The sequence below is a fragment of the Acidimicrobiales bacterium genome, from assembly GCA_041394265.1.
GTDB lineage: Bacteria > Actinomycetota > Acidimicrobiia > Acidimicrobiales > SZUA-35 > JBBQUN01.
Genome location: JAWKIO010000005.1, coordinates 1,783,850 through 1,797,797, shown reverse-complemented (window position 1 = coordinate 1,797,797; position 13,948 = coordinate 1,783,850). Strand labels below are relative to the sequence as shown.

13 protein-coding genes and 2 pseudogenes are annotated in these 13,948 nt (G+C 65.4%); 3 read left to right on the top strand and 12 right to left on the bottom strand.

Annotated features, from left to right (window positions below):
• Positions 1 to 23: 23 nt before the first annotated feature.
• The 9 genes from R2733_08785 to R2733_08745 form a co-directional block, all read right to left on the bottom strand.
• The gene (locus tag R2733_08785) at positions 24 to 734 is read right to left on the bottom strand and encodes an EthD domain-containing protein (protein MEZ5376592.1); all 711 of its coding nucleotides are present in this window, start codon (positions 732 to 734) and stop codon (positions 24 to 26) included.
• A gap of 18 nt (positions 735 to 752) precedes the next feature.
• On the bottom strand, positions 753 to 1,352 hold the full coding sequence (locus R2733_08780; protein ID MEZ5376591.1) for a histidine phosphatase family protein: 600 nt from the start codon (positions 1,350 to 1,352) through the stop codon (positions 753 to 755).
• Complete coding sequence (locus R2733_08775) at positions 1,349 to 1,807, bottom strand: hypothetical protein (GenBank protein MEZ5376590.1); 459 nt, start codon at positions 1,805 to 1,807, stop codon at positions 1,349 to 1,351. Before R2733_08775 ends, R2733_08780 begins: the two co-directional genes overlap by 4 nt.
• A complete protein-coding gene (locus tag R2733_08770) occupies positions 1,804 to 2,376 on the bottom strand; it encodes a hypothetical protein (protein MEZ5376589.1) in 573 nt (190 codons plus the stop codon). The genes R2733_08775 and R2733_08770 overlap by 4 nt, the downstream gene beginning before the upstream one ends.
• Before the next feature lie 87 nt (positions 2,377 to 2,463).
• Positions 2,464 to 3,033: an AMP-binding protein gene (locus R2733_08765; GenBank protein MEZ5376588.1), complete on the bottom strand. Its 570-nt coding sequence runs from the start codon at positions 3,031 to 3,033 to the stop codon at positions 2,464 to 2,466.
• Complete coding sequence (locus R2733_08760) at positions 2,982 to 4,079, bottom strand: AMP-binding protein (protein MEZ5376587.1); 1,098 nt, start codon at positions 4,077 to 4,079, stop codon at positions 2,982 to 2,984. The genes R2733_08765 and R2733_08760 overlap by 52 nt, the downstream gene beginning before the upstream one ends.
• Before the next feature lie 275 nt (positions 4,080 to 4,354).
• The gene (locus R2733_08755; protein MEZ5376586.1) at positions 4,355 to 5,161 is read right to left on the bottom strand and encodes an inositol monophosphatase family protein; all 807 of its coding nucleotides are present in this window, start codon (positions 5,159 to 5,161) and stop codon (positions 4,355 to 4,357) included.
• Positions 5,158 to 6,324 (bottom strand): Fic family protein, encoded by a 1,167-nt coding sequence (locus R2733_08750; GenBank protein ID MEZ5376585.1) that lies wholly within the window; start codon positions 6,322 to 6,324, stop codon positions 5,158 to 5,160. The genes R2733_08755 and R2733_08750 overlap by 4 nt, the downstream gene beginning before the upstream one ends.
• A gap of 327 nt (positions 6,325 to 6,651) precedes the next feature.
• Positions 6,652 to 7,482: a hypothetical protein gene (locus R2733_08745; protein MEZ5376584.1), complete on the bottom strand. Its 831-nt coding sequence runs from the start codon at positions 7,480 to 7,482 to the stop codon at positions 6,652 to 6,654.
• A gap of 201 nt (positions 7,483 to 7,683) precedes the next feature.
• Here R2733_08745 and R2733_08740 point away from each other — a divergent pair, with 201 nt between their 5' ends.
• Positions 7,684 to 8,094, top strand: coding sequence for a PH domain-containing protein (locus tag R2733_08740; protein MEZ5376583.1), 411 nt, complete (start codon positions 7,684 to 7,686; stop codon positions 8,092 to 8,094).
• 69 nt (positions 8,095 to 8,163) lie between these two features.
• Here the strand turns inward: R2733_08740 and R2733_08735 are convergent, their stop codons facing one another.
• Positions 8,164 to 9,054 carry a nucleotidyl transferase AbiEii/AbiGii toxin family protein gene (locus R2733_08735; protein ID MEZ5376582.1) on the bottom strand — a complete coding sequence of 297 codons (891 nt, stop codon included), beginning with the start codon at positions 9,052 to 9,054 and terminating at the stop codon, positions 8,164 to 8,166.
• Positions 9,051 to 9,680, bottom strand: coding sequence for a type IV toxin-antitoxin system AbiEi family antitoxin domain-containing protein (locus R2733_08730; GenBank protein ID MEZ5376581.1), 630 nt, complete (start codon positions 9,678 to 9,680; stop codon positions 9,051 to 9,053). The genes R2733_08735 and R2733_08730 overlap by 4 nt, the downstream gene beginning before the upstream one ends.
• Before the next feature lie 241 nt (positions 9,681 to 9,921).
• Between R2733_08730 and R2733_08725 the strand changes: the two genes are divergently transcribed.
• Both R2733_08725 and R2733_08720 read left to right on the top strand, forming a co-directional pair.
• A complete protein-coding gene (locus R2733_08725; GenBank protein MEZ5376580.1) occupies positions 9,922 to 11,025 on the top strand; it encodes an IS630 family transposase in 1,104 nt (367 codons plus the stop codon).
• Positions 11,026 to 11,178: 153 nt separating this feature from the next.
• Positions 11,179 to 12,534, top strand: a pseudogene (locus R2733_08720) (IS1380 family transposase).
• Between the two features lie 295 nt (positions 12,535 to 12,829).
• On the opposite strand, the pseudogene R2733_08715 reads toward R2733_08720, so the two are convergent.
• A pseudogene (locus R2733_08715) lies at positions 12,830 to 13,927 on the bottom strand (IS5 family transposase).
• Between the last annotated feature and the right edge of the window lie 21 nt (positions 13,928 to 13,948).

The window sequence follows — 13,948 nt, the reverse complement described above, 5'->3', positions numbered from 1 at the left end:
CGGCTGCGTTGTGAGGGCGGCGATCAGTCGTCGCCAATGATGACACGCACCTCGGAGAGGAAGACCGGGCTGGCGTCGATGTCGAGGAACCTCCGTTCGTCCTCGTGGAACTCCTGGCGCAGCGCGGCCACCGCTTCGGCTGAAGCGGTGGGAGGGTCACGGTAGATCTCGCTCATGCCATCGAACGCAGGAGGAGCGTTGCGTTCCCGGGCCAGCGGGCGATCGTCGGCGTCGGCGGGAGTGTGGAGCTGGACGTAGTGACGGAACCCGAAGACCTCGGGGTGGCGCATCGCCCAAGGCCCGTGGACCTCTCGCCAGTGGTGCTTGAACTCCTCACGGGTGACGTTCGGGTTGCGCCGCAACATCGCCGTCATGCGGAGACCGGTCGGCGGGCCTTCGAGCCGCACATCTTCGTCGGCGACCCAGATCGGTGACGACTCGAGGTCGATGAACGTTCGCTCGTCTTCGAGCAGTGCGTTGGACGCAGCAGCGACCGCCTCGCGGTCGGGAGAGCGACGAGCCGGGTCGATACGAAGCTCAGCGATGCCGTCGAAGCACGGAACGGCGGTGGCCCGAGTCTCCTCACGAGTGTGGACCTGTTGGTATCGCACGATGCCCAGCGTGTCGGCGAAGGAGGCGACGAGCGGACCGTGCGAGTCGAACCAGTAGGTCTGGAACTCCTCGCGGGTCAGGTGGGGAAGCCGCCGCAGCGGAAAGACGATCCGTTTGGCCATGGCTCGGTTTCTAGCAGGTCATGGTCGGGTCGTCGGATCGATGGGTCGCCACGGATGCACGACAGTACGCGCGACGAGGTCGACGGAGAAGTAGTGGCCCTGTCCAGGTTGGTCGTGTCGTCGGTCGATGGGCTGGCCGGTGACGTGGCAGTACCAGAGCGTGCCGACGCCGCCATGCCCGACGACTGCGATGTCACCAGCAGCGTCGTCACCACTCGCGGTGTCGAGAAGGTCGGCGAGGCCGCGGACGATCCGGGCCTGGGCGTCGACGGCCCGTTCCCAACCACGGACCGAGGCGTGAGGCTCGGCGAAGAACGCGTCGGCGAGGACCTCGAACTCGGCGGGTGGGACGAAGCCGGTCGCACTGCGGTCGTTCTCGCCGATGCCGCGTCGGATCTCGACCTCGAGCCCGAGACGGCCAGCGAGGATCTGCGCCGCCTCGACCGCCTTGGTTTCGCTACTCGACACGACGCGTCCGATCGAGGGCACCCAGGGTTGGTCGAGCATCGCCCGGGCCCGGCGCCGACCCTCGTCGTTGAGTCCCCACTCAGGAACGGGAATTGCCGGGTCGATCGCGACATTCGGGTGGCTGAGGTAGCGAAGCATGCGACCGGTCATGGTCGGTCGGCCCCGAGGAAGGCGGCGAGCCGTCGCTGGAGGTCACCGTGGACGCCGGGGTCGAAGGGACTGCCCGTGCGGACCGCAGTGGGATACCACCACACGGGTGCTCGTCGATACTCGTCGGGCTCGGATGCGTAGCGGGGGAAGACGTGGGCGTGGAGGGCTGCATCGCCGTTGCCGAGGATCTCGTAGTTGATGCGAAAGGTGTCGGTGCAGGCATGCAGCGCCTCGCCGATGCGCGCCATGTCGCTCAGGTAGGCAGCTCGGCCGTCGTCATCGAGATCGGTCAGGTGATCCACGACCGGGTCCGGAAGCAGGAGGCTGTAGCCCGTGAGGAACTGGTGATCACCGAGCACCGCCCATCCCGAAGGCATCCGACAGATGACGGTGGGATTCTCGCCACGTCGGGCGGCGGCGACTCGTTCGTGGATCAGCGTGGGGTAGGGGTTCATCGGTCTCGGGGTGGCACGAGGCTGAGCCAGGGGTGTTCCGCCGGCAGGTGCTCGGCCAACCATGCCACGCGATCGGGTTCGAGCGCCGGGATGACGGTGGCGGCGTCGAGGTCGTCCTTGGGACGGAGGTCCTTGCTCTTGAACATCAGCTGGAGTTCGGGGGCCAGGTAGGCGACGCCGGTTGGCGTAGACAGGACGGCGTCGCCCCATGGCCGTCGGATCGAACGATCGCGTCGGTAGATCCAGTCCTGGTCGTCACCGTCGCCGATGGTGATGTCGAGCATCCATGGCGAGTGTGGCGTCGGCCGGCACCACAGGTTGTTCTGTGAACGGTCGGCGTCGAGCGGTTGGCCCGCCCACTTGGTGAGCACGCCACCCGCACCGATGTGGAGGTCCCACCCCGAGAGCACCTCGAGGAGACGAGGTGTGCTGTCGCGACAGATGCCGATGTCGGTGTCGTCGTGGGAACGCCAGCGACGTCCGAGATGGGCCTCGAGCGCATGCCCGCCTGACAGCCACCAGCGGAAGTCGGCGGCACGGAAGCGGTCGACCGCGTCGGCCACACTCATCGGCTCCCATGGTCCCAGGTGCTCGGCCCCCACGACACCCGACCGTAGTGCGACGACCGAGGGGGTGCCGCGTGGGTGGTCAGCTCCTCATGTGCCGATGCGTTCCCGCTTGATCACAATCCCGGCCGCCTCACGATCCCAGGTGGTCGCGGTGAGCCCATCGCCTTTGAGCACAACCTTCTGCACCTTCTGGGTGGGGGTCTTCGGTAGTTCGTCCACCACGCGGATATATCGGGGAAGCATGAAGTGGGCCATGCGCGGTTCGAGAAAGTGGAACAACTCGATGCAGTCGATCGTGTGCCCTTCAACGGGCGCAACCACGATCATCACTTCGTCTTCGCCAAGGTCGCTCGGCACGGCGATCGCCGCCGCCTCTCGCACGTCGGGGTGGGCGGTGACCTCGTTCTCGACCTCGAACGACGAGATGTTCTCACCCCGACGTCGAATGGCATCCTTGATTCGATCGACGAAATAGAAGTAGCCCTCCTCGTCGTAGCGGAAACCGTCGCCGGTGTGAAACCATCCGTTGCGCCATGCAGCGGCTGTGGCCGCAGGATTGTTGTGGTACCCGTGGTTCATGGCCCACGGCCGGTCGGTGCGCACGATCAGCTCCCCAACCTCGCCGGGGGCGACCTCGCAGTCGTTCTCGTCGACCACCCTGGCCTCGACGCCCTCACGAACCTTCCCACAGGTACCGGGCTCCTTGGGAAAGGTTCAGAGACCATTGGCGAGGAGACCTCGGTCATGTTGAACGTGGTGCGGAGTTCGATGCCGTAGCGACGGCCCACGGCCATGGCGTCCTCGTTCCACGGAACACAGATGGCACGGCGCAGTGTGTGGTCCCGCTCGTCGTTGCTCGGCGGGAGCTTGAGGAGGAATGGGATCATGGCGGCCAGGAGACAGGTGGCGGTGACCTCGTGCTTGCGGACGGTGTCCCAGAACTCGTCGGTCTTGAAGTGAGTGTCGATCACAGCGGACGCGCCGGTGGCCAGCGTGAGGACGAGGAAAATGGTGCCGCCCACGTGGAAGAGGGGCAGGTTGACCAGGTGCCGCTCGTCGCTCCCCAGGTAGGAGTGGGCGTCGGGCCCCATCGAGTAGCCCTGCAGGTACGAGGAGAGCACCGCCTTGGACGGACCGGTGGTGCCCGAAGTGAAGATGATGTACTGGGGATCCCAGGGATCGATGTCGACTGGCATGGCGGTGAGACCGACCGCGGGGAGGAGCGACTCGGCGGTGTGGAGTGTGAGCTCGGCGAGATCGAGGCTCGGGACAGCGCCGGCGCCGCCGGTGAGGACGACGTCGGTGAGCGCGCCGGTGTCGATGTCGGCGAGGCGGGGCGCCAGATCGGCGTGGCACACCATCAGCGTGGCGTCGGAGAGGTCGATGGTGTGCTCGAGCAAGCTGCCCCGGTAGGCGATGTTCATTGGGACGTAGACCGCACCGAGGTAGTTGAGTCCGAACCAGGTGAGCACCGCTTCGCGATTGTTGGGCTGCCACGACAGGACGTGATCACCCTTCTGCACGCCAAGGTGTGCCAGGCCGGCGGCAGCTCGTCGAGTAAGCTCGAGCGTCTCGGCCCAGGTCCAGCTCTCGCCCCCGTGGAAGATGAAGGCCGTCTCGTCCGGTGTGGTCTCTGCCCATCGTTCGAGTTGGCTGCCAAGGACGCAGAGCTCTCTGGCCGGGATGCGCGGATCGTACACCATGATGACCTCCCATCGGCCCGACGCTTCATGGTCCGGCACGGTGAAGAGAGCCTCCGTCACCTCGACCCCAAGCGTCAACCCCGTTGATGCCGCAGCAGTCCTCGGTCGCAGCCGAGGGGTGCGTACTGCGCAGATGGGTGCCACCTGTTGCCCGGTGTTCTGGGCACGGAGCCCGCTGGCGATCCAGCGTCCCCCTCTCAGAAGGAGCTCTGAGCTGGGCGTTCGAGGTGTGTGCGGCCGAGTAATTGTCGAGCGCCACGATGCTCAGGCTCAGGTCACATCGGTCCGAGCTGTTGAAGGAGCCACTCGTGGATACTCCCGTTCGTCAGCACGATGACCGACGTGTGGAGATCCTGGCGGCCGGACAGGTCCGACCAGGCGCCGCCGGCGGCGGCGACAATCGCTGCAGTGGCCGCATGATCCCAGGGCCCACCACCGAACAGCACGAAGCCGTCGAGGGCACCCTCGGCGACCAACATGGCGGCGTTGGGAACCCCGGCGCCCCACGACGGGCGTGTCAACCGACCTGCGGTCAGTTGGTCGAGCCGGCTTCGGCCGTGTTCCGACAAGTGGTCGCCGGTCTGCTGGGCTGGGGGCCAGCAGGCGATCGTGACCGACGGCCGCTGCGATGCGGCGGTGACCCGGAGCGATCTGGTCTGGCCGCCTGGACCAGCGACGACGGCGTGCCCGTCGGCATCGACGTACCACCGCTTCCCCAGGGCGGGGCCGGTGCAAAGGCTCTGACGGAGACCCGTGGCATCGGTGAGTGCGATGAGTGTCGACCATTCCGTGCGGCCGTCGGCATAGGCCCTCGTCCCGTCGATGCCGTCGACGTACCAGCATCGGCCCGAGGTCCCGGCCGTCACTCCGAGCTCCTCACTCACGAAGCCGTCGTCCGGGTGTTCCAGGAGCACTCGATCACGGACCCGTTGCTCCACCTCGATGTCCACCGGGGTGACCGGGCTACCGTCCGGCTTGCGAGAGGTCGCCAGACCGCGTGAGCGCCACGATCCCAGGGTGATCTCGTCTGCGATATTCCCGAGGCTCGAGAGCAGTTCGAGGTCGCCGGTCTCTTCACTCACGGGCCGAAGATCACGTCGAGGACCGCTGGCGCCTCGAACACGCGGTTGTAGTTGCCGCCTGTGGTCTCCACGAGGATTCCCATCGACTCGAGTGCATTCACGGCACCGTTGGCGGACGGATTGGAGACTCCAAGAAGCGACTTCGCCTGCTTGACCGTGATGACCGGGTATTCGATGAGGAAGGGCACCAGATCGACGACAGAGCCCTTGCGGCCATTCGCTCGGAGGACCTCGACGGTCTCGTCGCGCCAGGACAGCAGACGACGGATGCGCTCCTGCGCCTCGGTCGCTTGATTGGCGATGGCTTCGCAGAAGAACTGGATCCACTCGTCGATGGCGCCGTGCGTGCTGACCGATCGCAGTCGGTGTCGGTACTCCTCGGAGCGTTGCTCGAAGTAGGGGGACAGGTTGACAAGCGGTCCGGGGAGGAGGCCGGCGTGGATCAGTTGGAGGATGGCCAGGAGCCGCCCGATGCGACCATTGCCATCCGTGAAGGGATGCAGCGCTTCGAACTGGTAGTGGCCCAGCGCCACCTTGACCAGGTCGTGACAGGCAGACTCGTTGAGCCACTTCTCCCAACTCGACAAGCCAGCTTCCAGGTCGGCGCCTGGTGGCGGCGGTACGTAGGTGCTCTCTTGAATCGAGCAGCCTCGATACGGACCGATCAGTACCTGGGTCTGACGTACCGATCCGGTCTGGTAGTCCTCGCTCGGTGTGCCTCGTACAAGGCGACCCTGAAGCTCGCATGCGAGGCGAACGCAGACCGGGAGCGTGGAAGCGACGGCATCATCCCATGCCCGGACGTAGTTGAGGATCTCGACGACGCCAGCATCTCTTGGCGACGCTTCGTCCATCTCGGACGACAGCACCTGTCGGGCTGGTGCGTACGTCCCCTCGAGCGCGGAAGTGCTGACCGCCTCTCGACGAACCGTGACTCGCCCAATGAGAAGTGGGTCGGGGAGTCGGTCTTCAGCCAGCGTCCTGAGTTCAGCGAGCGTTGATGCCGCATGGACAATGGCCGCCCAGGTACTGGAGCTCAGCAGCGGGTCGTCGGGGAGAGGGGCGGGGAGAAAGGCGTAGTAGGGCACGGTCTCGCCACGTTGCCGGACCTCGATCGGGACGAGATGGCCGGTGGGTGACGACTCGAACGCTCCCAGGTCCATAAACGTAAGGTTACCGGATCAACCCTAAGTTTCATGCGTGTGATCTAAAGGTTGCCGTCGCCACCTCGGTCTCAATGAACGGTTGCATCTTCAACCCTAGGAAGGCGGCCATCGATTCAAGGCTTGCGTCCCCTCGACGAGCGAGTCGCCGAACATGGGTGGATTCAGTCGAGCGAGTCATCGCCTGGTGCGACCGGGGGTCCGTGTCGGGGAGCGCGTCACGCGTGGAGTACCTCGCGTGCTTTGTTGCAGTCCTTCTCGGCGACAGCGCTCATGAGAGGAGCGGAGTTCGAAGCGAAACATTCGAACATCGACTGTCAGCCCAAGCTATCTGGAGCGCCGTCCAGCGAGGGAATCAACGATCCGCTCGACGGCGGCGTCGTCGGCGAGGCTGTGCTCGATCGACAGCAAGCTCAGGATCTGGAGCCGCGAGCCGGCGGCGGCTGCCGCTTCGATCTTGTGATGGCCATCGAGGAGAAAGTGGGCGAGGCCCCAGTGGATCAAGGCCTCCTCGGGCGTGTCGGCGAAGGCGCGTTGGCGAACGTCGAGAACGCTGAGCGCCACGCAGGTGAGCTGGCTCGAGATGGCGAGACGCTTGGCGTGAGCCTCGACCTTGCTGCGATCGTTCCAGTTGGGCGGGACCATCGGAACGACGAACTCGAAGAGGGTGTTCTCCTCGTCGAGTTGGCGCGTGTCGCCCCGGTAGTACGGGGTGCGTGGGTTCTCGGGCAAGCCCCAGAATCCGCTCGATGACTTCCAGGTCGCGTCCTGTTCCTCCGCGAAGTAGTCGCCGGGCTTCACCGGATGCGTGAGGGTTGGCTGGATCTCGAGAAGGAGCGGGACGTAGCTGCCAATCGGCAGCAGCGGTTCGAATGCGGCGATCACGGCGTCGTCGACGCCGCTCAGGCCATCGGAGAGCTTGGTCTGGAGCTCGTCGATGGACTGTGTGCCGTTCGACCCCTCGAGGCGCTGGAACAGGAAGGGGCAAGTCCCGCACCAATAGCTGAGTTCGAAGGCGGGGGCGCCGCTCACGCTGAGGAGACGTCGCCCAGCCCACGCACCCGGGCTCTTTGCTTCCTCGCCGATGGTCAGCACCGAGTCCTGCGAACCGAGGCGGCGTGCTTGTTGTGCGTCGAGCAGCTTGGTCGGGCCGGCCATGCCGCAGTCTCCCATGGGTCAGCTCGCCGGCGGGGGAGGTTTCTTGCTGACTGTGGGGATCGCGGGGCACACAGCTTGGACTGGTTCACCTACGCGGGTGACGTGCGGCCGGGCGATGGCTCGCTCACCGTTGGGTTCGCTGCTGTCGCAGACCTTGCGGGTGTCGATGTGTAGCTTCGTCTGAACGTACACTCCGGGCGGGTGGCGCCGATCAAGCTCTCGACTGCTGCAACGCGGGTGACGCTTGCAGTTCTCCCCTTCCTGATGGCCGCAGGGTTCATGAGCCTCGGTTGCTCGGGCGCCGCGCCTGCAGCGCTGTTCTTGCTGATCGCGGGTCGGTTGGCGATGGTGTCGGTGAACGTCTCGTCCGCTGGCGTGATCGTGCGCAACCCACTCAGGACCGTCAGTCTGGATCTCGACGAGGTTGCAGGGTTCTCCGAAACGCACAGTCCATTTCACGGCGGCCCGGTGCTGAGCGTGCTGACGCACTCCGGACGACCGGTTCCCGTCGTTGCCTTCCCTCTTACCAATCTCGGACGCGTCGCCCTTCGTCGCCGCGACGCGATCGCCGATCTCAATGAGTGGCTTCTGGAGACTCGACAGCGAGGTTGAGCAGCTCTCGGCGTGATCGCCCCCTGCTTCTCGTTGTTGTCGGCACGAAACCGGGTGTCGCTTGCTTGGTCAGACCCACTCCATCGTCGATGGCTCCCAGGTGCCGTCGGTCGTGTACTCGAAGACTGGGCGATAGAGCGCGACTGCGATGTCGAGTGCGTCGTTGGCGTTCTGCACCTCGAACCCGGCGACCGTTCGTGCGATGGCTGTGTAGCCGCTCACCCAGGTCTGGTCCGGCAGCTCGAGTCGTTCGGGCAATTGGTGGTTTCGGTGGCGTCGCTCCGATTCGACAGCCCTGCGCAGCGCCTCGGCGTCGATCGATTGTGTTTGGGCAATCAGCACGATGTCGACCAGATCTCGGAAGCGGGTGCTGGGGCGATCTCCGGCAAACCTGCTCGTCATCGCGAAGAGCTTGTCGGCGAGATGGTCGACCACCGGGTAGACACGGTACGTGCTGGTGGGGAGCCCCTCGATGTCGATGGGCCGGAGCCCTGGCGCCCGGTCGGGGACACCGGTCATGTTCGAGTCGACGACGGCGTCGATCTGGAAGTCGGCGAACTTGATGTCACCGATGTAGGCGACCACCTTGTACTTGCGGCCAGAGGTGGTGCCGGCGAGGGCGCCGGTTTGCTCGATGTCGAAGCTGAAGTAGTCACCGAGGTCCAGGTTTGCAGCGGCCGATAGTTCGGTGTGGGCACGCTCGATCTCGCCGTGACGGTAGAGGTCGATGTCTTGGGTGTGGCGCGCTCGCTTGGGCACGCGGACGAGGAGGCCGGTTCCGCCCTTGAGCACCCAGGTTGATTCGGGGTCGAGGAAGAGGCGGGTGAGGAACCGGTCGTATGCGAAGTGCCGCCGGATCTGGTTGATGTCGTGCGGACCGCGTTTGGATTCGGCAGCGGCGCGCACCTTGATCGCATCGTGCAGCGCAGTTGCGGTTGCGTAGCGATGAGGATCCGTCATCGGCCAGTGCCTTCGCCGGCCATGTCCAGTAGCGCGTCGACCGGGGTCCGCAGTGATGCTCGGGTGAGATCCGCGGTGCGGATCGCACCGGTGTCGATTGCATCACGGAGGAAGGCGCCAAGATGGCCGCCATCGGTGTTGGCCCCGTCGAGATCGATCAGGGTCAGCAGGGGCGACGTGACTGCCATCCCGTCTCTGATCACCCACTGATCCAGGGTCAGTCCGTCGGGGCGGACCTGGACATGCAGCGCGTCGGAGCGGAGCTGTTTGCGGACGGTGGAGATGAACTGATGCTTGGGAGGGATGAACGTGCCGAGACCAAGGAGGACGGCGGCCGACTGGTGGGAAACCCAGATGGTGGGGTTCTTGGTGCGCTCTCGGGGTCGGCGCTTCGGGTCGAGTCGCAGCCAGGCGATGCGCAGATCGGCGTGTTCGTCATGACCCGCTCCGGCGACTCGATAGATGCCGTGATCGAGGCGTCGGATTTGTCGGTAGTCGGTTGCACGCGAGAGCTGGACGTCACTGACCCCGACGTCGTGTGCTTGGGCACGAGTGAAATAGCCGTGCTGCGCCTCGGAGAGTTCCTCGATCATTGTGACCAGATCGATCCGTGGCGTCGTTCTCATAGCTGCATAGCTTACAGAATCCGCAAGCTATGCAGCAGTACACAACTGCGCCGAAGAGTTCGCGGCCGCTCGTCGGGTTCACGTGGCGACCACCGTGGATCTCGGTCTCCGTGGTCGCCAACCATGACTACCGCTCTTGAGCTAGTGCCCTGTCCACGAACGTTGGTGGGGTCGCGTCCACCACTTGGCGCTCTGGGCCTGTTTTGATTTGGGGATGCCTGATCCTGTGAGGGTTCGTCGGTTGACGGATCACGAAGGCCGCCAGTTGCAGCAGATCGTGCGACGTGGCGGCGGCAAGTCCCAGAAGTCGGTGGTTCGGTGGCGACGGGCGATGGTCGTGATGGCCTCGGCGTCGGGCAACACGGTCCCGGCGATCGCCCGGCTGGTCTCGACGTCGGAGGACCGGGTCCGGGAGATGATCCACCGGTTCAACGACAAGGGGATGGCGTCGCTGGACCCTCAGGGGGCGGGTGGCCGTCCCCGCCGGATAACGACTGATGACGAGGCATTCATCGTCTCGACGGCCACGACTCGACCCGAAGCGCTGGGCCAGCCATTCACCCGCTGGTCGCTCCGCAAGCTCGCCGCCTACCTCGGTGACAACGAGACCCGGGTCGTCAAGATCGGCCATGAGCGGCTCCGTCAGATCCTCGCCGCGAACGATGTGACGTTCCAGCGGACCAAGACCTGGAAGGAGTCCAACGACCCTGATCGTGACGCCAAGCTCGACCGCATCGAGGAGGTCCTCGATGCCTACCCCGACAGGTGTTTCGCGTTCGACGAGTTCGGGCCGTTGACGATCCGCCCGGTCGGGGGCTCTGCGTGGGCGTCGAAGGGTCGGCCACAACGCCAGCCGGCGAACTACAACAAGTTGCATGGGGTCCGGCAGTTCCACGGCTGCTACTCGATCGGCGACGATCTGCTGTGGGGTGTCGTGCGCCGCAAGAAGTCAGCGGTGAACGTGTTGGCCGCGCTCAAGACCATCCGAGCGTCGCGGCCTGACGGCGAAGCGATCTATGTGATCCTCGACAACCTCTCCGCGCACAAGGGACCCAAGATCCGGGGCTGGGCTGAGCGGAACCAGGTCGAGCTGTGCTTCACCCCGACCTACAGCTCGTGGGCGAACCCGATCGAGCCGCATTTCGGGCCGCTACGTGAGTTCGTGCTGAACAACTCGAACCACCCGAACCACGTCGTGCTCACTCGACGGCTCCAAGCACATCTCCGCTGGCGCAACGCCAATGCTCGAGCGCCCGAACTCCTCGCCGCTCAACGACGAGAACGAGCCCGCGTCCGAGCCGAGAAAGGTCACCGTTGGGGCCGACCAGCCAAGGCAGCCGCATGACCCACCCGCGCGAACCTTTCTGGACAGGGCACTAGCCCGCCCTGTTCAGTAGCGGTCCGGGGTTGGGGGTGGTGAGTCCGCGGAAGTGCCCTTCTGGTGCGGGAAACTTGTGCTTGTCGAAGGCCAAGTGATCCGAACCCGAAGGGCACTTTCATGGTGAAGCGTAGACCGCGGCGGCCGGCTCTGAAGGTGACCGGTGATGGGAATGGTGTGGCCAATCACGCAGGGGCGCGTCTGCTTGCCGATCTGGCCGACGGTGGGGTTGACTGGGGCGTTGTCGGCGGCGATGGCGCCGACCAAGCAGCGTCACCGGGGCCACGACCGTGGCGAAGTGCTGTGCGATCTGGCGGTCGCGATCGCCGATGGGGCTGAGACGATCTCGGATCTCGCGGTGCTTCGCGACCAGCCCGACCTGTTCGGCCCGGTGGCGTCGCACCCCACGACGTGGCGGTCCCTGGCCGCGATCGACGGCGAGGCGCTGGCACGGATCAAGGCCGCTCTCGTGCGCAGGCTCGAGCGAACGCCTGGGAGGCAGGCGCTGATCCTGGGTTCTATGTGATCGATATCGACGCCACGCTCGTCGGGTCCCATTCGGACAAAGAACATGCGGCGCCGACCTGGAAGCGCGGGTTCGGGTTCCATCCGCTGCTGGCCTATCTCGACGCCACCGGTGAAGCACTCGCCGGTGTGCTGCGACCAGGCAACGCCGGCTCAGGCACCGCCGCCGATCACGTCACCGTGCTCGACGAAGCCCTCGGCCAGCTACCAGTTGACCCGACCCAGGACGAGATGATCGTGCGGGCCGACTCCGCCGGCTGGTCACACGACTTCGTCGAGGCCTGCCGCGGCCGGCACGTACGGTTCGTGATCGGTCACCAACTCACCGTGCAGATCGCATCCGTGCTCGTTGACCTGCCGCAACGGGCGTGGCAGCCAGCGATCTCCGCCGACGGGTCCGACTGGCGCGAATACGCCGAAGTCGCCGAGATCACCCATCTCGTCGCCGACGTCTTCAACGCCACACGACCCTGGCCCCCAGGGCTCCGGATGATCGCCCGCCGCGAACAACCACACCCAGGCGCCCAACTCACCTTCACCGACATCGACGGACACCGCTACCAAGTGTTTGTCACCGACCTCGCCGACACCGACATCGCCTACCTCGAAGCCCTCTACCGCGGCCGGGGTCGAGCCGAACGACAGATCTGCGACACCAAAGCCACCGGACTGGCCAACCTGCCATCGCACTCATTCGCCATCAACCACGCCTGGCTCCACCTCGTGCTCTGCGCCCACGACCTACTTGCTTGGACCAAGCTCCTCGCACTCAAAGGCACCAGCCTCGCCAACGCCGAACCCAAACGGCTTCGCTACTGCCTCCTGCACACCGCCGCACGCATCGGACGCACCGGACGACAAACCACCTGCCGGCTCGCCGCCAACTGGCCCTGGACCCCCGACCTCGTCACCGCGTTCGACCGCGTCCGCCATCTTCCGCTGCGCTGCTGAGCAACACATCGCGGTCCACCGGCGACCGCAGCACCCCGCCAGCCGGCCAACCCACACCACCCCCTCCACACCAACCCCGCACGCCCCGACACCGAACCAGGCCGCCACGAACACCCGACCACGACCCACCCCTCACCACACCAACACCAACAACCCCTACCGAACAGCCTGGGCTAGCAGGGCGCGGAAAATCGGCTTGTAGCGGCGGTTCTGGTCGGGATCGGTAGGGCTGGCTGGTTCTCGTGGTCCTGGGCTGGCCGGAGGACCGGCTCGGGTGGCTGTCGGGGCCCTGGCTTCAGGCTGGTGTGGCGGTGTCGAGGGCGCAGATCCGGATCAGGTTGTAGGTCGCTGCTTCGATCTTGAGCCAGGCCCGGTTCTTGGTCTGGCCGATGTAGCGGAGCTTGCGGCCCGCCCCGACGGTCTTGATCCAACCGAAGGGTTCCTCCACGCGTTTCCGGATCCGCAGCGACGTGCGGTAGCCCTCGTGCCGGGTCGTGCGGCCATCGATCGCGGAGCGACGATTCGAGGTGTTCTGCGCGACATGGGGGTGAACCCCAACTCCCGGACTCCGGCCACGAAGTCTTTGGTGTCATAGCTCTTGTCCGCCGCCACGGTCCGACGCCGACCCGATGCCGGCAACCGTTTGAGCATCTCGGTCGCGCAGTCCCGCTCGGCGTAACCGGTCGCTTGGGTCAGCTCGACATCGACGATCAGGCCGGACCGGTTCTCGATCAACAGATGCCCCATGTAGGACAGCTCTGCTGCGGCGTTGGAAGACTTCCGGAACAGCATCGCTTCGGGATCGGTCGTGGAGGTGTGGGTCTTGTTCGATCGCCGCTGGCCTTTGAAGTCGACCTCGGCGTTGCGGCCCTTGAACCCGTTCCCGTCGCCGTCGTCGTCGGACCTGTCGTTGGGTTTGAAGCTCTTGTTCGATGCCCACGCCTGCAACAGCGTGCCGTCCACGCTGAAGTGTTCCGAGGAGGTGTAGCGCCGCAACCTGGCCTGGGCGACGACGGCGGCGAAGAACTCGTCCGCGATCGCATGATCCAACAGGCGTTGACGGTTCTTGGTGAACGTGGTCGGATCGAACGCCCGATCATCGATCGCCATGTCCAGGAACCACTTGAACAACATGTCGTAGTTCAACCGTTCACAGAACGCCCGCTCGGAACGGATCGAGTAGAGCGCCATCAACACCGTCGCCTTCAACAGGGTCTCGGGCGGCACGCTGCGGCGGCCCGAGTCCGCGCATGGCATCGAACCGGTCATCCATGCCAGCCAGGACTTCGTCGACCACAGCCCGGATCCGGCGGATCGGATGATCGGTCGGGATCAGGTCCTCGGTCGAGAGCGACGACAACATCGACAACTGGCGATCAGGCGTTCCACGCATACCCACCAGTATTTTCGATCC

Coding starts and splice junctions, on each gene's coding strand:
- R2733_08785 (MEZ5376592.1), bottom strand. CDS start 734: ATGGCCAAACGGATCGTCTTTCCGCTGCGGCGGCTTCCCCACCTGACC.
- R2733_08780 (MEZ5376591.1), bottom strand. CDS start 1,352: ATGACCGGTCGCATGCTTCGCTACCTCAGCCACCCGAATGTCGCGATC.
- R2733_08775 (MEZ5376590.1), bottom strand. CDS start 1,807: ATGAACCCCTACCCCACGCTGATCCACGAACGAGTCGCCGCCGCCCGA.
- R2733_08770 (MEZ5376589.1), bottom strand. CDS start 2,376: ATGAGTGTGGCCGACGCGGTCGACCGCTTCCGTGCCGCCGACTTCCGC.
- R2733_08760 (MEZ5376587.1), bottom strand. CDS start 4,079: ATGGTGTACGATCCGCGCATCCCGGCCAGAGAGCTCTGCGTCCTTGGC.
- R2733_08750 (MEZ5376585.1), bottom strand. CDS start 6,324: ATGGACCTGGGAGCGTTCGAGTCGTCACCCACCGGCCATCTCGTCCCG.
- R2733_08745 (MEZ5376584.1), bottom strand. CDS start 7,482: ATGGCCGGCCCGACCAAGCTGCTCGACGCACAACAAGCACGCCGCCTC.
- R2733_08735 (MEZ5376582.1), bottom strand. CDS start 9,054: ATGACGGATCCTCATCGCTACGCAACCGCAACTGCGCTGCACGATGCG.
- R2733_08730 (MEZ5376581.1), bottom strand. CDS start 9,680: ATGAGAACGACGCCACGGATCGATCTGGTCACAATGATCGAGGAACTC.